The sequence below is a fragment of the Opitutaceae bacterium genome, from assembly GCA_041395105.1.
GTDB lineage: Bacteria > Verrucomicrobiota > Verrucomicrobiia > Opitutales > Opitutaceae > B12-G4.
In genome coordinates this window covers 688,396-709,771 of the sequence record JAWLBB010000002.1, presented here as the reverse complement: position 1 = coordinate 709,771, position 21,376 = coordinate 688,396, and the positions used below count along the sequence as shown (strand labels likewise).

Genomic DNA, 21,376 nt, shown 5'->3' with positions numbered 1-21,376 from the left:
CGCGGTTAAATGACCAAACCACCCAAAGGTCAAGCGTGACGCTGTGGGCCGGGAATTGTTTTTTAGAATGCCACAAGATTTCCAACGGATGCCCCGACCTGCTCCATCTCAATAGCTTGCCCATCTCTCAGCTTCCCATTGCATGGTTCGGGCATATTGGTGGACGATCCCCGTCCATCCGGCCATCCATTCTTCCACCTCTCCTTACTTTTCCGTGTCCACCCAACATTTCCAGATTCTGGCCCGCGATCCAGTGACGGCGGCTCGACGGGGTCGGCTGCAGACGGCCCATGGGGTCGTGGAGACGCCGATCTTCATGCCGGTGGGAACCCAGGCCACGGTCAAGGCGATGACCCCGGCGCAGCTCGAGGAGATCGGAGCCCAGATCATCCTGGGGAACACCTACCATCTGGCCCTCAAGCCCGGACCGGAGCTGATCCAGCAGTTCGGCGGACTGCATCGGTTCATGCATTGGGAGCGGCCGATCCTGACCGACAGCGGTGGATTCCAGGTCTTCAGCCTGGCCAAACTCCGTCGCATCCGGGACGACGGCATCTTCTTTCAGTCCCATCACGATGGGCGGGAGTTCTTTCTGGGGCCGAAGGAAGCGATCGCCTGGCAGACGGCCTTTGGATCGGATATCGCCATGGTGATCGACGAATGCCCCCCCTATCCCTGTGAACGGGATGCGTGTCGCGAGGCCGTCGACCGGAGCCGCCGCTGGGCCCGGGAGTGTCTTTCCCTGGCCGGTGACAGTGGCATGCTCGAGCGGAGGAGTCACCTTTTTGCCATCGTCCAGGGATCGGTCTATGATGACATGCGGCGTGAGGAGGCGGAGGCGCTTGCGGCGATGGGCTTCCCGGGTTACGCCATCGGGGGAGTCAGCGTCGGGGAGCCGGAGGAGGAGATGCTGCGTCAGGTCGGGGTGACGACTCCCCATCTGCCCGAGGATCGTCCGCGATACACCATGGGGCTGGGGACACCGGCCCAGATCCTCAAGATGATCGCGCTCGGGGTGGACATGTTCGACTGCGTCATGCCCAGCCGGCTGGCTCGAAACGGTACGGTCTTCACGCCGGACGGGGTGATCAATCTGCGCAACGAGCGCTTCCGGGATCTGGATGTTCCCCTGGTCGAGGGTCTCGACAACTACACCTGCCGTCACTTTTCGGTGGCCTACCTCCGCCACCTCATCATGGCCAACGAGATTCTCGGCTCCACTTTGCTCACGCTCCACAATATCCATTTCTTCCTCGATCTCGTCCGTCAGGCCCAGGTGCACATCGAGGCGGGGGACTTCGGTCCGTGGCACCGCGCCTGGATCTCGCGCTACGAGTCGGGCGCTTCCTGAAGCCGGCAGACGGCCTGTTCAGCCGACGCTCAGGTCTGGCCATCCGCCCTCAGTCGGTGGCGCCAGAGAACCACTGCGATGAGGATTAGTGAGAGAATACTGATGACCCAGACCGGTTCAGGCACGGCATTGAGGGTGGCGAGGATGATGAAATCGTTGAAATCCCGGTAGGTGTTGTCGTTGGTGTCATCCAGCATCCAGAGAATGTATTTACGACCGGCATCGGTCGAGACATAGGTCCGAACATGGACATTGTCGGATAGAGGCACCAACTGGGACGTTCCATCGCCCAGGTCGACCGCGAACCCGAGCGCCTCGGTGCCGGACACTGGAAGATCAATCGTCGCGCTCTGTTTCGGATTGAGATTGGTCAGGAGAGCCTGGTAGCCGCCGTTCTCGTCAAGGAGACCGAAGCCGTTCTCGAATTTGGATTGCGCAAAGAGGCTCTCGATCAGCAGAGCTGTGCCTTCCGCAGAGGCGGACCAGTTGTCGTCGATCTCATCGTTGCGAACGAAGTCCGCATAGGGGGTCGAGAATTCCAACCCCTCTTTGATAAACCACCAGTTGGAAACACCGTAGTATCGAAGTTGATTGGCGAGCCGGGAACCTGGGCCCTCTAGGTCGGAAACGAGGTATGTTGTACCGTTCGAAAACTCCACGGTGTTGCTGTCGAGATTGTCTTGAAGGAACCAGGTCGAACCCTTCGCGAATCCGTCGATCGTCAGGACTCGATCGATGCGGTCCTCCTCCACCAGATACCGACTGTGCTCCACCAAACCCTGGTAGTATATCCAGCTCAGAATGCCGTTGTTGAACTTCAGTGATGGGGGACCGGAATACTCGAACCGATCGGCTATACTGAACGGCGTCTCGTCGATCGTAACGGTGAGCCAGCTGAAACCATCATATTCGGAGGGTCCCATCGGCCGGTCCTTATCCAGTTCACTGTCGAGCCTGAGCAGGAATTCGATGCCCGAACCCGTGAGATGGCGCTGGTCATAGCTGATATATCCGTCAAATTGCCGGCCTGCCAATGAGCCGCTGTCAAATTCCGTCGTGATGCCTTGGTAGACAACGAATCCTTCCGCTGTCGGAAGACTCCATTGGATCGCGGCCATTGCCGCCGATAGGAAGAGGCGACTTTTCATGGTGAATAATGGTTCTGGTTCTTGAACGCGTCCAAATCCCCGGTCGTCGGGTTTGAGGTCCAGCAACCCCAGTTGCTGTGAGCCAATCGGCGCACAGGGGTGGTTGAAAACGGGCACCGACCCGATCCACCGACGCAGAGATTCTGGACCATGCGGTAGAGCCAATTATCCCCAAAGAGAGAGGACAATCAAATGCCCAAGGCCCGTAATTAGCCGTCGTGATAGGGGTCGGTATATCGGTTAATCCTCCGGGACCGACTGCGATCGGAAATTCCCTGGCCTGGATGGGGCAGTCTCCACCTCCCTCCGCCGGCATGGCCAGGAGTTGGTCTCTTCGGCGATTGACACATTTCAGCTGACCTCGACCCTGTCCGATAGGAAGAAAACCATGCGTATACTTGTGACCGGCGGGGCCGGATTCCTGGGCAGTCATCTGTGCGAACGTCTCCTCAAGGACGGCCATGAGGTCATCTGCATGGATAATCTCTTCACCGGCCGGAAGGAGAACATCGCCCACCTGATGGACAATGTGCGTTTCGAGTTCATCCGGCACGACGTCATTGACCCCTTCAAGGTGGAGGTCGACCAGATCTATAACCTGGCCTGCCCGGCCTCGCCGGAATTCTACCAGTACAACCCGATCAAGACGGTCAAGACTTCGGTCATGGGTTCGATAAACTGCCTCGGGCTGGCCAAGCGTCTGCGGGCGCGGGTCTTCCAGGCCTCGACTTCGGAAATCTACGGCGACCCGCTCGTCCATCCTCAGACCGAGGCTTATTGGGGCAATGTGAATACGATCGGCCGTCGTTCCTGTTACGATGAGGGCAAGCGCTGCGCCGAAACCCTCTTTTTCGACTACCACCGGGAGAACGGGGTCGATATCCGGGTCATCCGCATCTTCAACACCTATGGTCCACGGATGCTGGCCAACGACGGGCGGGTCGTGTCCAATTTCATTGTCCAGGCGCTGATGGGACAGGATCTGACCCTCTACGGAGACGGCGACCAGACCCGGTCCTTCTGCTTTGTCGACGACCTGATCGAGGGTTTCGTCCGATTCATGGACCAGACCGAGACGGTTGGACCGATGAATCTGGGCAATCCCGGGGAGTTCACCATCCGGGAACTGGCCGAGCACGTCATCCGGCTGACGGGGTCTTCGTCGAAGATAGTCTTCAAACCCCTGCCGACCGATGATCCGAGGCAACGCCAGCCCGATATCTCCCTCGCCCGCCGAGTCCTCGGCTGGGAACCAACCATTCAGCTGGAGCAGGGATTGGGACGGACGATCGAGTATTTCCGCGGGCGCATCGGTGGCTGACGGTAAAGGGCGTTCAAGAGAGTTCCGAGTTGGAGCCACGCCGCTGTGTCGGCGTGTTGACCCCCAGGGCATGATCTCCGGTGCATCGCTGCGGTTCCGCCCAATGAGGAAGGAACCGTCGACTTCCCGGGTCCGCACCGTTATTGACATCGAGGGGGGCGAAAGAGGTCGACGTTCGTAATCCAGCTTTCCCGCGGTGAGGATTTGGAAAACGGCGAAACGGAGGGTTCGGGTCGAGTATCTTCGTTTTCTCGAGCACGTTCGCCGCGAAACTCGGATAGCTGAATACCGAACGGTGACACCTTTCCGTTACCCCTGAGGCGGGCCAGAGAGGTCCCGCCTCACCATGAAACCGAATCGGCGATCCGCTGTCCGACCTCTGACAACGATCTCCGTTCCTCCGACCGCCGCCCCTCCATTTGTCCGTTGCCAAGGGGGGACGGTGGGTGATAAGCGTTCTGTTTTTCCATGTTTTCTTCACTTTTCAAGCGATTCTCCGGCCGTCATCACCGCAAGTTCGTCAAGCGGTGCCAGCCTCTTGTGGACCGGATCAACCGGCTCGAGACCGAATACCAGGCCCTTTCCGAAGAGGAGCTGAAGGCAAAGACGCCGGAGTTCAGGAAGCGCATCGCCGAGGGCGCCACGGTGGATGACCTTCTCCCGGAGGCCTTTGCGGTGGTCAAGAATGCGGCCCGTCGCCTATGCGGCACCATCGCCACGGTTTGTGAGCACGAGTTGGAGTGGGAGATGGTTCATTTTGATGTGCAGTTGATCGGCGGGATTGCCCTGCATGAAGGCCGGATCGCGGAAATGATGACCGGTGAAGGCAAGACCCTGGTCGCGACCCTGCCGCTCTACCTCAACGCGCTGACCGGCCGCAACACCCAGCTGGTCACGGTCAACGACTATCTGGCCCGACGCGACTCCGAGTGGATGGGGCACCTCTACAAATTCCTCGGGCTGACGGTCGGCTGCATTCAGAACTCGATGGGTCCGCCGGAGCGCAAAGCGGCCTACGCCTGCGACATCACCTACGGGACAGCCTCGGAATTCGGGTTTGATTACCTGCGCGACAACGGCATGGCCATCCGCATGGAGGACCAGGTTCAGCGGGACCATTTCTACGTGATTGTCGATGAAATCGACTCCATCCTCATCGATGAAGCCCGCACCCCGCTGATCATCTCGGGCCCGATGGCCATCCAGCGCGAGCAGCCCTTCACCCGGCACCGGCCGGGCATCGAGCAGCTGGTCCGGGCCCAGGCCAAGATGTGCAATGAGCTGGTGACCGACGCCCGGACCGAGCTGGAAATGCCGGAGGACAAACGGGCGGAGCGGGATGCGGAGATCAAGCGGATCGATCAGGAGAACAAGGCCCGGGCATCCAGAGGTGAGGCGCCCCTCCCTTACCCCCAGGTTGTCGATTCCATGGTCAACCTTCTCAAGGTCAAACTGGGCATGCCCAAGAACAAGCAGTTGCTCCGATTGATGGAGACGCCCCAGTTCCGCAAGCAGCTCGACAAGTTCGATCTCGAGATGAACAGCGACATGAACAAAGAGCAGCTCTACCGGATGAAGGAGGAGCTCTACTTTGTCATCGACGAGAAGCAGCATCAGGCCGACCTGACCGAGCGTGGTCGGAACACCCTGCAGCCGGACGACCCCGATGGTTTCATGCTGCCGGATCTGCCCACCCTGTTCAGCGAGCTGGACAAACGGACGGATCTGGCTCCCGAAGAGCGTGAAGCGCAGAAACAGAAGGAGCAGGAGCACTTCGAGAAGACGAGCGAGGACATCCACGCCATCAGTCAGTTGCTTCGGGCCTACTGCCTCTACGAGCGTGACGTTGAATACGTCTTGCAGGAGGGCAAGGTCGTCATCGTTGACGAAAACACCGGGCGGATCATGCCGGGGCGCCGGTGGAGCGACGGTCTTCACCAGGCGGTTGAGGCCAAGGAAGGGGTCACGATCGAGCGGGAAACCCGGACCTACGCCACCGTCACCATCCAGAACTATTTCCGGATGTATCAGAAACTGGCCGGGATGACCGGAACGGCCGAGACCGAGGCAACCGAATTCTTCGACATCTACAAGCTGACCGTGGTGGCGATTCCGACCAACAAACCGGTGGCGCGGATCGACCTCAACGATGTCATCTACAAGACCCGGCGTTCCAAGTTCAATGCGGTCGTCCGTGACGTGGAGGAAGCCCACCGGCGCGGTCAGCCCGTCCTGGTCGGCACCGTCTCAGTGGAAGCCTCGGAAATCCTCGGACGCATGCTTCGCCGGGTGAACATCCCCCACACCGTTCTCAACGCCAAGTATCACCAGCAGGAGGCGGAAATCGTTTCGCGGGCCGGCTATCCGGGTGCGGTCACCATTGCCACCAATATGGCGGGCCGCGGCACCGACATCAAACTGGGGGAAGGGGTGAAGGAAAAGGGTGGTCTCTGCGTGATCGGAACCGAGCGGCATGAATCCCGCCGGATCGACCGTCAGTTGCGCGGCCGTTGTGCGCGTCAGGGAGACCCGGGGTTGACCAAATTCTTCATCTCACTCGAAGACGACCTCATGCGGCTTTTCGCCTCGGCCGGCCCGCTTTCGCGGCTGATGGAGCGGTCCCTGAAAGAGGACGAGGAACTCGAGCACCCCCTGCTCAACCGCTCGATCGAGTCGGCACAGAAGAAAGTCGAGCAGCAGAATTACTCCATCCGGAAGCGACTCCTCCAGTACGACGACGTCCTCAACCAGCAGCGTGAGATCATTTACGGGATACGCAACGATGCCCTCCACATTGACGAGCCGAGCAAGGTCATCTTTGAAATGGTCGAGGAGGAGATCAGCACCCGATTGGAGCCGGCCGGCCTCAATGGCAAGTCGCCGGAATCCGGCCAATCCCTCGAGGGATTCATCGGTTGGCTGAACGGCCACTTCCCGGTCGCGCTGAAACGTGCGGAAGTCGAGTCCCTTACCTTCGACGCGGCTGTCGACCTGATCCTCGAACGGATCCGCAAGGCCTATTCCCTCAAGCAGGCCATCGAACAGGCAGAGGCGCTCAAGGGTCTCGAGCGGTATCTCCTGCTCAACGCGATCGACAACCACTGGCAGGAGCACCTGACCGAGATGGAGGATCTGCGCCGCAGCGTCGGCCTGCGGTCGTATGGCCAGAAAGACCCACTTGTTGAATACAAGAGCGAGGCTTTCGGCTATTTCGAGGAATTGATGGACAATGTCCGTCTCAAGGTGTGCACCAGCCTGTTCCGCTCGGCCACCAACCTGGTGGCTCTTGAGAACATCAAGGCGATGCTGGCCCGAAATGCGCGGACCGAGGGGCCGGGCACGGAGTCGGCCTCGCCCTCGGCCTCCGCCGCCGGCAGTGCGGGCGGAGCGCGTCCGGGTCCCGGACCGGGGCGACGCGAAGTCACCCTCCCGAAGATTCCGGTCAAGCGCGACGTTCCGAAAGTCGGACGCAACGAGCCGTGCCCCTGTGGCAGCGGCAAGAAATACAAACACTGTCACGGGGCCTGACCTGCTTGGCCCCACTGGTCAAGGCATCCCCAGGGGTCGCCGGAGCGCCGGGCGCGTCCGGCCGCCCACTCGTCCTTTTGGCGGTCGGCGTGGCGGTGGCCACGGTTGTGCTGGTGGTGGCCTCGTTTCCTCCGGGTCGCTTTCCCGAGGCGGCCTATGTCTTTGCCGTGCCCGGTTTGCTCTGGGCCCGCCGGCGGCCGGCCTGGCCGATCTACCTGGGGGCCCTGTTTGCCGGTCTCTACATCGGGTGGTTTGTGCTCCTCTGGTGGTTGCGGCACGTGACCTGGTTCGGTCTTTTCGGGCTGACCGGGGTCGTCGCGATCTATCCCTTAGGCTGGTTCGCCGCGGCCCGTTGGGCACTGCCCCGAATGCAGCAGGCCGATGCGGCGGCGCGCCTGATCGGTGCCCTCGGTCTGGCCGGGCTCTGGGTGGCACTCGAAGCGCTTCGCATGCACCTCTTCACGGGTTTTCCCTGGTTGCCCCTGGCCGCCAGTCAGTGGGAGCGGCCGATTCTTCTGCAGAGCGCGGCTTGGGCGGGGGCCTGGAGCGTGTCTTTCATCCTGATCTTCTTCAACCTGGCGCTGGCGGCCTATCTGGTGCGCCTGGTCAATTTCGTCAGGAGACGGGAGAGCCGCTTCTGTCCGGAGTTTTACCTGGCGCTTGCCTTCGTCTTTGCCGGTTCCTTCGGGCTTTACCGGGCCGCGGTCGGTCAGGAGCGCGAGCCGCTCATGCGCGCGGGGGTGACCCAGCCCTACATTCCCCAGGTGATCAAGTGGGATCCGTCCGAGGCGCGTGGCATTCTTGACACGATCTACCGGACAACGATGAACCTGAAACCACTGGAGGCCGACGTCATGTTCTGGCCCGAGGCGGTCACTCCGCTGGCCGTGGTCGGGAATGCGTCGATGACCGGTTGGGTCGAAATGGTCTCGAGTGATCTGGGCGCCCCGGTGATCTTCGGAGGGATCGCCTTTGAGCGGCCGTCCCCGGCCGGAGGCGGGGAAATCTGGCATAACGCGGTCTTTCTGGTGCGGCCGGAGACCGGGCTGGCTCCGGATTACTACGCCAAGCGGCATCTGGTTCCATTCGGTGAATACATACCGTTCCGACGATTCTTCCCGTGGATGGAGAAGTTTGTTCCAATCGGCGGAGATTTCATTCCGGGCACGGATTCGGGTCTGATCTCGGTCAATCTTCCCGGGCGGACCCTGACGATCGGTCCGCTTGTCTGCTACGAGGACGTCTATCCCTCGTTGGCTCGGGAAACCACCCGTGACGGGGCGGCCCTGCTTTTCGTGGCGACCAACAACGCCTGGTACGGCGAGGGAGCGGCGGCCTACCAGCATGCCGCTCATTCCGTTCTCAGGGCGGTTGAGAACCGACGACCGCTCCTGCGGTCGGGCAATGGCGGATGGAGCGGATGGATCGACGAGTACGGCCTGATCCGCAATGTCCTTCTCAACGACAAGGGATCGGTTTATTTCCGTGGGGGGACCGTCTTCGAGATCGACCGGGATCGCCGCTGGGTCGGCCGGCTTTCATTCTACACCCGGCACGGGGACTGGTTTGTCCTGGTCTCCCTCGTGCTTGCGCTGATCGCGGCCCTGCAGTTGCGGGGCCTGCCGACGTTGTCACCCGATTCCCGCTAGGTTCTGCCGTTGACGGACCCTTTCCTGCAGGAGTCGTCGGTCGGTCGAAGTTACGGGAGGTTCCGGGTCACGGCTGGACATAGGTGTCCCTGAGACTGCGGACCCGGAGTTGACTTCTGAAGTCGGCCAAGCAGATCGGAGCGGCAGGTCGGGCGGTCACGGTGGTTGGGTTGTCCGGCCGGAGATGGAGGAAATTGTCGGAAAAGCGGCAATCCGTCCCGGTCAGTTCGAGCCAGGTCCAAAGGGCGGGGGCCTGCGCCTCGATTGTCACGGCAAAGGTGTCGCCGTCCCGGACGATCGAGGCCCGCAATTCCGGGTTGACCCATTCGATCTTCTTGGGACGGACAAAAAGAACAACCGACCGCGAGGTATGTCCGGCCCCGGTGGCGAGGTCGAGGAAGAGGATGACGCGATCGGGACCGTGTTCCCTGAGGAAGCCGGAGAGATCGAGGGTGGTCAGGCGGGTGTTGCGTCGTGGAGAGATGGATACGTTGAGTTCCCCTGAATCGAGGGTGCCGCCCTCCGGCGTGAAGACCTGCCAGCGGACGTGACCCCCGTCCTCGTGCAGGAGGTCGCTGGTCAGGTCGATCTCAACCGTTCCTTTGGCCCGATCCTCCACCCCGGAGATGATGACCGGGGAAAAGAACCGCTTGGCCATGTAGTGGAGGGCCTTCCAGCGGCCATACCCGTCGATCGAAGCCCAGCTGGTGACCGGCCAGCAGTCATTGAGCTGCCAGTAGAGGGTGCCCATCCCCCGCGGCATGCTGCGGCGCCAGTGTTCGACTCCATATTGGATGGCCAGCCCCTGGACGATCTGGGAGACGCGCAGGGTCGTCTCGAAGTCGACGGGCAGGCGGAACCAGTCGAGCATTTGGTGGAAGATCATCGAGTTGCCGGGCGGGCTCTTCTGATGCCACTCCATGACCGGCGAGGTGATGTTGTGATCCCGCGGCTCGGTGAAGCTTTCTACCGTGCGCAGCTCGGGAAAGGACTGGAAGCCGAACTCGCTGTTGAAGCGGTGTTCGCAAGTATGGTACCACTCGAACGGAGTGTGGGAGAACCAGACGTTCCAGAGATGGGCGTCCCCTCGGGTCGGGTCGTTGTGATTGCCTCGGTTCTCGCCCGGAGTGTGTGCGCTCGAAGGCCAGTAATCGCGCTGGGGATCGGTCTCGGAGACAACCTTCCCGAGGGTTCCGTCGAAGAATCGCTTGTAGTCTTCCCAGGGCATGCTCTCCGGCCATTGCCCGCCGTTCATGCCCTGTTCGATCTCGTTGTTGCCGCACCAGAGGGCAAGGGAGGCGTGGTGGCGGATTCGCCGTACATTGTCGATTGCCTCCAGTCGGCCGTTTTCGACGAAGGCGGGATCCCAAACCGGATAGGTGGAGCAGGCATACATGAAGTCCTGCCAGACACAGAGCCCGAGCTCATCGCAGGCGTCGAAGAAATGATCATGCGGGTAGTAGCCGCCGCCCCAGACCCGGATCATGTTCATGTGAACCTCAGCGGCGTCTTCAAGCAGTCTGCGGGTCCTGTCCTTGTCTCCCGGAGAGGTGAAGGCTTCGACCGGAATCCAGTTGGCTCCCTTGGCAAAGAAGGGAACTCCATTGGCGGAGAAGTGAAAACTCTCGCCCCACTGGTCCGGCCGGCGTTCGAGGCGCAGGGTGCGAAGTCCTATCCGCCGGGTCGTGCGGTCGATTTCTTCGCGGTTGGCATCGAGGAGGGAGACGGTCAGTTCGTAAAGGGGCTGTTCACCCATCCCCGCCGGCCACCAGAGTTCGGGGGCGGCGACGGTGATCCCGCCTTCGCCATGACCGGACGGAAGGTCGAACTCGCAGGACCCGACAGACCTGCCCTTACGTTTCAGTTCGCAGCGGGCGGACAGAGCTGAGGTGGTGACCGATTCGGTTGCGACGCGGAGGGAGAGGGCAACCCGGCCATCGGGACGGTGATCCTGGAGAATGAGGAGGTCGGAAAGTCGGGCCAGGTCGTAGGCCACGATCGAGATATCCCGCCAGATGCCGTAGGAAATGAGGTCGGGGCCCCAGTCCCAGCCGAAGTTGCAGGGTTGTTTGCGGACATAGGCCCGGCCGTAAAGGCCCCGGTATTCATTCCATGCGGCCAGCTTTCTCTCGGCGGTCTTTTCCGCCATATAGGGCAGGACGGAATCAAAGGCGATCTCGATGGTGTTGTCCGTTTCGAGAAGGCCGCCGACTTCGAATTCCCAGGTCCGGAACATATTGTCGGTGCGTCCGACAGTCTGACCGTTGAGCCGAATGGTGGCAAAGGTATCGAGACCCTCGCAGCGGAGGAGGATCTTTTGTCGCTTCCGCAATGCCCCGGTCAGGGTGAAGGCGCGCGAAAAGGTCCAATCCTTGGCCCCGACCCATTGGGCTCTGGCCTCATTGTCGCGGTAATAGGGATCCTCGACCCGCCCGGCCCGGATCAGATCGGACATGACCGTGCCGGGCACTTCGGCCGGAACCCTATCAGTCGAACAGGTCTGGGACAATTCCCAGCAGCCGTTCAGGGAGAAGACTTCGAGAAGCGTCGCAGGCATCCGCCCAGATCATGGGTGTGCGGCGGAAGGACAAGCCCCGATTCAGTCAAACGATGGTGCACCTGATTGTCCGCATCAGTTCCTCGACACTTGCAGGATGAAGACCTCCGTGCATGATCCGATTGAATGAAATCGGAAGAGGACGGTTTCGGATCATGCTATCCCCATTCGGAGCGCAAAAGCTGATTCTCGGCGGCCACACCTTCCTGGAGGAGTTGGGAAACGATCCCGCGGCGTCTCCCGATGAACAGATCGCCGTGGTTTCGGCCTGCCTGGAAGGGGGCGTCCGGGTGGTCGATACAACCTATGCAGTTGAGCGCCGGGGCTTGCGGACGGTTCTGATGGCGATCGATGACCCGGGTATCCGCCCGGTCATCTGGAATTTCTTCGACCATCCGGAGATGGATGGAAACTTGCCGGGTCCGGATCCGTGGACTGACGAACGCTTTGAACAGGCTCTGGTCGAGTTGGGTTTGACCGAGGCCCCTTTTGTGGTGGTCCATGCGGTTGGCGATGCGGTCGCCGACCGGGCCCAGATCGAGGTTGTGCGTCGATTGAGGGAAGAGGGCAGGATCACTCATCTGGGTTTCTGGGCGAATCTGGACGCGGATTCGAAGCAGGGTCGGGAGGCGCTCCTCCAGTGGGATCGGTTTCTTGAGGTGGAGAACCTCTGGAGATTTGTGGTGACGCCCTGGAATGTGATGACCTATCGGGAAAATGCGGAGATCCTCAAGGTGGCCAAGGCCCAGGGATGGACCACCTTGGGCACATCGCCTTTTGTCAGAGGATGGGAACTGGAGAGGAGGGCAGTTCGGGTCGCGGGGATTCGCCAGATCGGTCTCTCGGCAGCGGTCGCGCAGGTGGCCGATCATATGCTGCGTTTTTCCGCCTTTTCCCCGGGCGTGGACCATGTGGTGAACGCCATCCGCGCCCGGCGCCACGTGCGTCCGAATCTCGAATCGATTCGTCAGGGTCCGCTCGCGCCGAATGAGAGAGAATGGATTCTCGGACTCGGTTAGCCGGAGTTTGAACTGCCCGTTGGATGGCTGCCTTCCCCGGTCCTGTTCTGGATCCCGGTACAGGCCCGCTGAACCGCATCGCGCCGGGCATCGAATCAGGCGGGAATCCGATCGAGCGCAGTTGCACCGTCGATGAGGCGGGTTCGTTCCCGAACCGTCCTCAAGACTTTTCCAGAAGGAGGTCCTCGGGGCGAAACGCGTAGCCCCGGATTTGTCCGGTGGGGGCGTCGTCGAGGATGTAATTGACCACGTAGATCTCTCCGTCTTCGAACTGAACCCAACCGCTGTAGCCGGTATCGCTCTCGGGTGACCGGTCAAAATCGAGCGGCATGATCCGGGTGTGCGATTGTTCCCGCGTCGCTGCGAGGGCGGATTCGCGGTCGGTGACGGCGGCGAAGAGGTTCTGGGTCCACCAGCCGATCCAACCCTGGCCTCCCTGCATGAACCGATGGGTGATCAGGATGCGGCCATCCCGAAGAAAACCGGCCACCGGGCGATGACAGGCGGGAAGTGGAAAGCGTATGGGTTCTCCCCACGACTCTCCCCGATCGGTCGAAAGGGTCTTGTAGCAGTCCCAGCCCTGGCCCGAGTTCTCCCGGTGGAAGGCGACGAGGGTTGCACCGACTTCGAGAATCGAGACCTCGCAGAGGTTCAGACCGTCCTTCCGGCCGACAATGACGGGTCCGTTCCAGGTGGTCCCAAGGTCGTCGGAATACCAGAGGCGTTGTTCGAGGAACGCGCCGCCATCATAGCGGTCGTGGCAGCTGAGCAACCAGCGTCCGGACTGCAGTTCGACCAGTCTGTCCGGAACGATTCCCTCGGCGGGAGTCCGGACCGGCTCGGACCAGGTGGCGCCGTCATCGCTGCTGAAGAAGAGGAAATTCTCACCTCGCGATTCGTTGGCATCATTGATCCGGTCGGCCAGCGCGGCGATTCGACCGTCCCTCAATTGAATGATCCGTGCGCAGTTCCAGTAGGGCATGCCGTGGGTTGCCCCGGTCAGCGGTCGTTTTGGTGACCAGGTCCGGCCGCGATCCACGGAGTCGGTCAGAACCAATCGGGTATAGGACCGGTCCCGGTGGTGGGTACACTCCGCGAATATACAGATCAGTCTTCCGGACGATGTCAGGACGATATCGGGAAACGCTTCATAAATGGAGTCGTCGCGGCTGATGGTGAATTTCTCGATCATGGCTGGTTGGGTTTCAGGTTTTGCAGAAAATCCAGGATGGCGTGCGGCTCTGCAAAATCCGGAAACGCGGCAGCCGCGCCGGCTTGGCGGAGTCCTGCCCACCCCGCTCCGATGCCGACAAACGGGATGCCCAGCTTGCAGGTCGCCCGGTAGTCCCAAAGGGCGTCACCGAGATAGACCGCTTCGGTCAGGGACCGGCGGGCCCGTTCGGCTGCTAGGGCGATGATCTCTGCTCGTTTGTCGCGGTCGGCCGATGAGGCAAAGGCGAATCCATTCTCCGGAAAGCCGGCCAAACGGAGCTTGAGGCGGGCACTTTCCGACCAGCCTCCGGTCGCGATGGCCAGATCCCAACCCGGCCGAGTGAGGATCATGGAGAAAAACTCGACCGCTCCGGGAAGAGGGCGGATGACATCGGGGCGGGCGTCTGCTTCGGCCCGGAGGCTTTCGACAAAATGGTCCCGAATGGCCCGCTCGATTGCCGTGATTTCGTCATGCGGGCGGCCTTGGAGCAGGTGGCTGATGATGGCGGAGTCCGTGGTATCAGGGAAATCGTTCCAGTCGACGTCGCCCAATTCGATGTCCGCGATGGTGCGCAGTGACTCAAGAAAGAAGCGGGTGTCGGACTCCATGGTGTCACACAGAGTGCCGTCGATATCGAAGATGATGAGCATGGAGAAATGAGGAATCCGCAATGAAGACTGAAGAGGCGGGACCGATCCACCGAACGGCTTCCTTTGACCCTGGCCAGTGCGCCGCTCCTGAATTGTCGTTCCGCAATCTCAACCCATCCAGAACCCCTTCCGGTGGCTGACACCGAGAACCTTGCGGCAATGTTCGCAATAATAGACGAAGCGAACGCCCAGCGTCGCCTCCACTTTCCTGGCGTAGAGGCTTCTGATCTCCTTCTCGCAATGCGGGCAGATCGGATCCGGTGTATCCTGCTCCCGGATTCTGGTTTTTTCCGACATCAGGTCATTCCTTTCCAGGTTGGTTTTTCGTCGTTGTTTTGGGGTTCTTTCTTCCGTTGGCGGCAAGACGGCTCGCGCTGGAGCGGGGGCCATCCTGCAGATTGACAGGTTTCAGGTGTCCGGGTCGAGGCTGATTGAGCAAATCTGGGAAATCCCGTCGATCAATTCGGTGAAGTAGATCCGGTCCCGTTCGGTCGACATGAACGGATGGGCGTGGCAGTATTGGCCGGGCTGGTCTTTGGGATAGGCCGGCATTGTCCGGAGGACTTCCAGCGACTGGCGGACGGGATCTCCGAAGTGGTGCACGCGAACGAGCTGATGGGCATCGCCATGGTGCTCGAAGAAAGCGACCTCGCCAAGCGGGTCGAACCCGACGTGAACATAACCGGAAAACGGCAGTTCGGTTTCCGCGAAAGTGTCGGTCGGGATATCATACCGACCGAAGACTGATCGGTGTACCCGGCCGCTGATGGAGACCGCTTCATAGAAGATGCCCCGGGCGGTGACAACCTGGTGGACCACCCGGCCGTTGGCGTCGGCCGGTCGAAGGGTGCGTCGCCGGGTGCCATCGAGCCGGACCACCCACATGCCGGTGGAATCGCGGATGTGGTTGATCAGGAGGGTCTCGTCATCAACGAAAATCACGTGGTGCACGTGGAAATCGATCTCCAGCACATCCCGGCAGGCTCCGGACTCACAATCAACGACTCCGATCGTGGTGGGAACGGTGTTGCGCCACGGATCATGATGGGTCCAGTCCTGGTCCCGACGCCGGAGAGCCTCGTTGAATCCATTTCTGGCCGTGTGGACGAAGGCCAGCAGTCGGCCATTCGGGGAGGTGGCATTCTGGCTGATGCAGAGCCGGTCGCCTAGAGCGTGAACCCGCCGGTTATTCAGGGTGTCGAGATGGGTGGCCCTGATCTCGTCATCCTGGAAGTAGAAGACCTCGCGGCGCGGCCCGTTGAGAACACTGAGGTGGTCGTAGATACCGCTGGTGGGGCGCGGGCACCAGATCTTCCAATTGGAGTCGGGGGTTTTTCCATCGGTCAGACAACGGATGGCGCCGGAGGCGAGGTCCAGGCTGTAGAGCTGAACGGAGCCGCCGCGTTCGCTGTGGAAGACGATGCGGTCCCCTTCCTTGGTGATGCTCGGAATGAAGTAGTAGAGGGGGTAGCTGTGGGCGTGGGCCGAGGTGTACTGCCTGAGCGTCCTCCCGGTGACGGGATCCCGGTGGACCCTCCATTCGGGCGGCAGTCGATCTCCGATCATTCCGGGAAAGGGCAGCGCCCTAGAAATCGAACTCCAGGCTGACCACGCCGCCGCTCGAGTGACTGCGCTTCTTGAGTCGTGACTTATTGAATACATTGAGCATGGCGCTGTTCTCGCTCAGGACCTCGGCCGTGAAACCCTTGATTCCGTAGCGCCTGGCAATCCGGCTCATGTGCTTGAAGAGGAAGGTGCCGATGCCCTTGCGCTGCCAGTCATCCCGGACGGTGAACGCGATCTCGGCCTGATTGGTCTTGGGGTCAAGGAAGTAGCGACCGACCGCGATGATCTCTTCGCCCGCCGGGGTGGGGATGGTCCCGACAATGGCGACGTCGTTGCGGTGGTCCACGTAGATGAAATCCTCCAGCTGCTTGCGCGGCATCCGTTTCATATAGCGCATGAAGCGGTAATAGACGGTCTGTTGGGAAAGCGCATAGAAGAGGTGGCGCATCTTCGGCTCATCCGTCGGATGAATGGGTCGGAAGGTGATGCGGGTCCCGTCTTCGAGGTTCATGGCGGTCCGCATGCTGCGTGGTCCGATGATGAAGCGCTCGCCCTTGTCGGAAAGCTCGACCGACAGGTACTTGGCCTCGATGGCCTCCCGGAGCAGCCCGGCCCGGAAATCGGGGTGGGCGATGCAGATCAGGGCGACGGCACGTTCCTGAATGCTTTTCCCGTGCAGATAGGCAATGCCGTATTCCGTGGCGACGTAGTGGACGTCGGCCCGGGTGGTGACCACTCCGGCCCCGGAGGTCAGCTTGCTTGTGATCCGTGAGACCGTGCCTCCCCGGGCGGTGGAAGGCAGGGCGATGACGGCCTTGCCGCCCTTGGAACGGGCGGCTCCACGGTTGAAATCGACCTGACCGCCGACACCCGAGAAGAATCGCTGGCCTATCGAGTCGGCGCATACCTGCCCGGTCAGATCCACCTCGAGGGCAACATTGATCGCGACCATCCGGTCCTGCTGACTGATGATGAAGGGATCGTTGACGTACTCGGTCGGCTGGAAAGAAAAGACGGGATTGTCGTCCACGAAATCGTAGAGTTTCCTTGAGCCGAGGCAGAAGCTGGCGACAACCTTGCCCTTGTCCAGGGTCTTGAACTTGCCGGTCACGACTCCCGATTTGATCAGATCGACGATTCGGTCGGTGATCATCTCGGTATGGATGCCGAGGTCTTTCTTGTCCTTGAGAAAGGCCATCAGGGCGTGGGGGATCCTTCCGATGCCCAGTTCGAGCGTGGAGCCGTCATCGATGAGGGGGGCGATGTACTCGGCGATCTGCTCGGTCTCGGGAGTCACTTCGACCGGAGGGCGTTCGATGATCGGTGTGTCGGTCTCGACGAGAATGTCCAGGTCGTCAATGGAGAGGCTGGAGTTCCCGTGCGTGCGCGGCATATGGGGGTTGACCGCGGCGATGACCAGCTCGGCCGACTCACTGGCGCTTTTCACGATGTCCACCGAAACGCCGAGGCTGCACATCCCGTTTTCGTCTGGCGGGGTCACCTGGATAAGGGCGGCGTCGAGGTGGATTTCTCCCTGGGTGAAGAGCCGCGGGATGTCGGAGAGGAAGATGGGTGTGTAGTCGCCGAGTCCTTCGTTGATGACCGAGCGGACGTTCTCGGAAATGAAGAAGCTGTTGACCCGGAACGACTCGCTCAGGCGGGTGTGCGCGTAGGGTGCCTCACCGAACGTGAGGAGGTGGATGATCTCCACGTCGGCCAGCTCGCCGGCGTAGTCGGTCAGGGCCCGGACGAGATCGAGGGGTGCGGCGCAGCCGGTGCCGATGAAGACCCGTTGTCCGGCCTTGATATGGGTGACCGCCTCGCCGGCGGTCATTATCTTGGTGGCATACCGCTTGCGCCAGTCCTTGTCGGCCTTTGTTTTCTTTGTGGCTGTCCGCTTCTTCATCTCTCGAATCCGTCCTGGATTGAATGAGGCACGAGAATCAATGCCTCGCCGACGGTCGGTTCTTCCTTCCGGAAGAAGGGGGAATCCGGGTCCCAATGGCGGCAGGTTTTGACCATGGCGGTCAGCATGATCTCGTATCCGGCCGAAATCGAGAGGTTTTGGAGTCGGATCCGGGCTATTCGGCAGGTATTAGAAAAGAGGGACGGCTCAATAATTGAAGAGGTCCTCCAGCGTGAAGGCCTGGCCCGAAGCCGCATTCAGGGCATCAAGGACCTTCAGTTGGACCCGGCGGCTCAAGCGTCGCCCCTTGCAGGCCCGAGCGACCATCTTGTGGGTGATCGCCTCTGTGGATGCCGCCACGACCTGATGATGGGTCAATTGGCGTTTCGCCAGGATCGTGGCGATGGGTTGCGGGCCAAGGTCCCGTTCGATTGTCTTCACGGGTCGAGATTGATGAACCCGCTGTCGTTGACCAGCGCGCCCTCGAGACCTCCGTCGTTCCAGGTCTTTCCGAAGTCATCAGAGTAGAAGGTGCCTTCCTCGAAGGTGGAGGACCACAGGCGATTGGGCCTGGTCGGATCAAATGTCAGGGAGAACACGTTTGGAGTGGGCAAACCAGCCGTCCGGTCGATCCAGGTGGATCCTCCGTCGGTGGAAACCCAGGTGCCAACGCCCCAACCGGCTACTGCGAGATGGAGAGAGTCCGTCGGATCGACGGCGGCCCCATAGAGGTTGGCCTCGGCGAGGGACGAAGCGGTGGAGGCCCAGGTCGCTCCGTCATCGTGGGAGATCCAGGCGCCATGCCCTTCGGTCACTGCCAGCCAGACCTTGGGATCGGCCACTCCCCGGCGGAGCCGAAGGATGTGGGTGGGCGGCACATCCGTGATTCGGGTCCAGGTTTCGGCGCGATCGTTCGAGACATAGAGGCCGCCCGCCGTTCCGGCGAGCAGCCTCTCAGGTTGAATGGCATCGAGGACGAGGGTTTTCGAAAAGGTCTCGGTCAGGCCATTGTCCGCCGGGTTCCAGGTGTCGCCGCCGTCGTCGGATTTCCAGAGGCCCCAACCGGTCGAGGCGTAGACCCGATTGCCATCGATCGGATCGATGACGATGGCGGTGACATCGCTGACCTTCCAACCGGTCACGAGACGCCAGGAAACGCCCCCATCGCGGGACCGGATGATACCGTTGCCGCAGGCCAGGAAAATGATTTGCGGGTTCGAAGGGTCGACTGTCGCGCTGCTGACTGCCTGAATCTTGGGGCCGAAGGCGACCCATTCTCCATCGTCGGTCCGGAGAAACACACCGGAGTCGGTCGGGATGGACGAGTTCTTCTGAGCCTTGGTCATGGCGGCGGCTGCGAAGAGATGGGGACTCGGGGCGGTCCGCCCGGCCTGGGTGACAAGGGTGAGGGCGGTGAGGACAAGGAAGCAGAGTGTTTTCATCGGGTGGCAGGGCTGACAGTGGATTCCACGGCTCCGGTGACGAAGTCCAGTTTGAGCGTTTCCGGGCCGTGACGGATGAGGATTTTCCGGCTTTCCCGTTCGGACTGGGCGAAGGGCCCGTCGAAGAGCTTCCAACTGGAAAAGTCGACGGGAATGCCGTTGAGGACGGGCGCCATGCCATAACGGGCTTCGATCCGGTCGCCGTCGAGAGAGATGAAGTCCGCCGCAAGGGAGCCCTCGATGGAGAAGGAGACCGGGAGGTCGCGAACTGCGTCCTTGAAGGACTCGAAGCTGTCGAAGCTCGAGGCCGAAGCCACCTGGACAATATACCCATTCTTCGGGCTTTCGCTGACCAGGCATTGGTGGCCTTCACCCCATTCGTCGAATCCGGAGCTGATCCAGGCACCGGCACCTCCGGCGAGCAGGCCGGTCCAGGCGGCGGGTTTCCATTCTCCGGACGCAAAGGGACGGTAAGCGATGAAGCAAGGTCCGCCACGGGCGAAGATCCATCCGGATTCATCCTCATCAACCTCGGTCAGGTCGCGTGAGAAAAAGGTGGTGATGAAGGGGAAATCGGTTCCGATCGGAATGTCGTAAAGGGCGATGAGCGCCGATTTGTGCTGGAAGACCTGTTCGTAGGGTGACCCGCCCTTGAGCTTGTCCGGAGAGTTGTAGTCGACCTTGGAGCGGGCGATCAGATCGGTCACCGTGTCCCAGTCGGCTCCGAAGTACATGGTGCCTTCGAGCGGTGAATGGTAGGGATGGAGGGCGAAGAACGTATTGGAGACTCCAAGGTGTTCCTTCTCGGACCAGAGAAGACTCCAGGTCTGCTGCTGGATGGGTTGGAGCAGGCCGCCCTGGCTCGATCCAAGCAGATAATCGCTCGTCACATAACTGTATTTGTAGACCGGGACCGTCTTGTTCAGGCCGACGGTAAAGGCGTCGGGACCGGCGTGACGCATCCGCCAGCGGGTGCGCTTGAGTTCCCGGTGCTCATAGGGAACGGAACGATCGTGGGCGATCCGGTAGAGGATGCCGGGCGGCTCATAGCCGATGAGCGCCATGAGCAGAATGCCGCCACCTCGCTGGTATTCACCCTGGTTGAAGAGCAGCCAGCCGATCTGGCTGGCTGGAGCGAGCGACGGCTGCATGACATGCTTCGGGTAGACCCGGCTGTGGGCTCCGCCATAGAGTCCGTCGAGGTCTTCGACCGCGTAATCCAGGATGACATAGTCGAGCATCATGGCGGCGCGCTGACGCAGGTCGGCGTCGCGGGCATAGGCGGCAAGCAGGCCCATCGGTGCCACGTAGGTGTCGATGTAATTGGGTGAATCGTATTCGCCTTGCCCATACGAGGTGGTGATGTCCATCCAGTTGAGGATGTATTCCTTGGCCTCATCGCGGTTTTCCGCCGATGATTTCCCGTTGTACCATTCCTCGCCGGGAAGATCGGGCCAGGTCTCCGCCGCGAGAAACAGGCTCGAGTAGTACATCAGCCAATGATTCTCGGTATCGCCGCGGTAGGGGAAGTAGGTCTTCCAGGCCTGGCGGATTCCGGCCCAGTCCTCCTCATTCAGGTTGGCCGCGCCCGCCTTCATGGTCAGGACCATCGGGTACATCCAGAACATGGCGCCACTGGGAGACTCGTTCAGCCGCTTGAGACGTTGGCGGGCCCATTCGACCTTCTGCCCGGCAGCCAGACAGGCGGCGATCTGGTGAAGGCTGCCCTTGTCCAGGTCCCCGGCATCGGTCAACTCGAGGAAATCGTCGATGACGCGGGCCTGTCGCTCATGGAGGGCCAGCTGGCGTTCCCGCGAATTGAGGGTGAGCGCAGTGGGCTCGGGCGGTTGGGAGAGGTCGATCTGGCTGGAGGCGTAGACCGGGCCGGCGGCAAGAAGAGCCGTGCAGGTCAGAAACCGGAGGGATGTCACGGATAAGAACATGGTGATCGGGGTCGGAGTTGAAGGAACTCAACGGAGGGCATCCGATCCGGACGCCTTTGGCAACCCGACGGATTTCGAATACG

Annotated in this window: 15 protein-coding genes; 5 read left to right on the top strand and 10 right to left on the bottom strand. The window is 61.1% G+C overall.

Going from position 1 to position 21,376, the window contains the following annotated elements:
* Nucleotides 1–214: 214 nt before the first annotated feature.
* Nucleotides 215–1,351, top strand: a complete 1,137-nt coding sequence (gene tgt, locus R3F07_09775) for a tRNA guanosine(34) transglycosylase Tgt (protein MEZ5276657.1) — start codon at nt 215–217, stop codon at nt 1,349–1,351.
* A gap of 29 nt (nt 1,352–1,380) precedes the next feature.
* Here tgt and R3F07_09770 read toward each other — a convergent pair whose 3' ends face one another.
* Complete coding sequence (locus R3F07_09770) at nt 1,381–2,499, bottom strand: hypothetical protein (protein MEZ5276656.1); 1,119 nt, start codon at nt 2,497–2,499, stop codon at nt 1,381–1,383.
* A gap of 388 nt (nt 2,500–2,887) precedes the next feature.
* On the opposite strand from R3F07_09770, the gene R3F07_09765 reads away from it, so the two are divergent.
* The 3 genes from R3F07_09765 to lnt all read left to right on the top strand — a co-directional run bounded on the left by R3F07_09765 (nt 2,888) and on the right by lnt (nt 8,997).
* Nucleotides 2,888–3,820 carry a UDP-glucuronic acid decarboxylase family protein gene (locus tag R3F07_09765; protein ID MEZ5276655.1) on the top strand — a complete coding sequence of 311 codons (933 nt, stop codon included), beginning with the start codon at nt 2,888–2,890 and terminating at the stop codon, nt 3,818–3,820.
* Nucleotides 3,821–4,288: 468 nt separating this feature from the next.
* Nucleotides 4,289–7,348 carry a preprotein translocase subunit SecA gene (gene secA / locus R3F07_09760; protein MEZ5276654.1) on the top strand — a complete coding sequence of 1,020 codons (3,060 nt, stop codon included), beginning with the start codon at nt 4,289–4,291 and terminating at the stop codon, nt 7,346–7,348.
* 5 nt (nt 7,349–7,353) lie between these two features.
* Entirely contained in the window at nt 7,354–8,997 is a 1,644-nt protein-coding gene (lnt, locus tag R3F07_09755) for an apolipoprotein N-acyltransferase (protein MEZ5276653.1), read from the top strand.
* A gap of 67 nt (nt 8,998–9,064) precedes the next feature.
* Here the strand turns inward: lnt and R3F07_09750 are convergent, their stop codons facing one another.
* Nucleotides 9,065–11,554, bottom strand: coding sequence for a glycoside hydrolase family 2 protein (locus R3F07_09750; protein MEZ5276652.1), 2,490 nt, complete (start codon nt 11,552–11,554; stop codon nt 9,065–9,067).
* Nucleotides 11,555–11,709: 155 nt separating this feature from the next.
* Between R3F07_09750 and R3F07_09745 the strand changes: the two genes are divergently transcribed.
* Nucleotides 11,710–12,573, top strand: a complete 864-nt coding sequence (locus R3F07_09745; GenBank protein MEZ5276651.1) for a hypothetical protein — start codon at nt 11,710–11,712, stop codon at nt 12,571–12,573.
* 160 nt (nt 12,574–12,733) lie between these two features.
* Here R3F07_09745 and R3F07_09740 read toward each other — a convergent pair whose 3' ends face one another.
* From R3F07_09740 to R3F07_09705, 8 genes are all read right to left on the bottom strand, one after another.
* The gene (locus tag R3F07_09740; protein MEZ5276650.1) at nt 12,734–13,765 is read right to left on the bottom strand and encodes a sialidase family protein; all 1,032 of its coding nucleotides are present in this window, start codon (nt 13,763–13,765) and stop codon (nt 12,734–12,736) included.
* The gene (locus R3F07_09735; GenBank protein ID MEZ5276649.1) at nt 13,762–14,436 is read right to left on the bottom strand and encodes an HAD hydrolase-like protein; all 675 of its coding nucleotides are present in this window, start codon (nt 14,434–14,436) and stop codon (nt 13,762–13,764) included. The genes R3F07_09740 and R3F07_09735 overlap by 4 nt, the downstream gene beginning before the upstream one ends.
* Nucleotides 14,437–14,544: 108 nt before the next feature.
* Nucleotides 14,545–14,733 carry a hypothetical protein gene (locus R3F07_09730; GenBank protein ID MEZ5276648.1) on the bottom strand — a complete coding sequence of 63 codons (189 nt, stop codon included), beginning with the start codon at nt 14,731–14,733 and terminating at the stop codon, nt 14,545–14,547.
* Nucleotides 14,734–14,844: 111 nt separating this feature from the next.
* Nucleotides 14,845–16,002 carry a hypothetical protein gene (locus tag R3F07_09725; GenBank protein MEZ5276647.1) on the bottom strand — a complete coding sequence of 386 codons (1,158 nt, stop codon included), beginning with the start codon at nt 16,000–16,002 and terminating at the stop codon, nt 14,845–14,847.
* Nucleotides 16,003–16,021: 19 nt separating this feature from the next.
* Complete coding sequence (locus tag R3F07_09720) at nt 16,022–17,908, bottom strand: GNAT family N-acetyltransferase (protein MEZ5276646.1); 1,887 nt, start codon at nt 17,906–17,908, stop codon at nt 16,022–16,024.
* A 207-nt stretch (nt 17,909–18,115) separates the two neighbouring features.
* Nucleotides 18,116–18,349, bottom strand: coding sequence for a hypothetical protein (locus tag R3F07_09715; protein ID MEZ5276645.1), 234 nt, complete (start codon nt 18,347–18,349; stop codon nt 18,116–18,118).
* Complete coding sequence (locus R3F07_09710; GenBank protein ID MEZ5276644.1) at nt 18,346–19,350, bottom strand: hypothetical protein; 1,005 nt, start codon at nt 19,348–19,350, stop codon at nt 18,346–18,348. Before R3F07_09710 ends, R3F07_09715 begins: the two co-directional genes overlap by 4 nt.
* Nucleotides 19,347–21,293 (bottom strand): hypothetical protein, encoded by a 1,947-nt coding sequence (locus R3F07_09705; protein MEZ5276643.1) that lies wholly within the window; start codon nt 21,291–21,293, stop codon nt 19,347–19,349. The genes R3F07_09710 and R3F07_09705 overlap by 4 nt, the downstream gene beginning before the upstream one ends.
* Between the last annotated feature and the right edge of the window lie 83 nt (nt 21,294–21,376).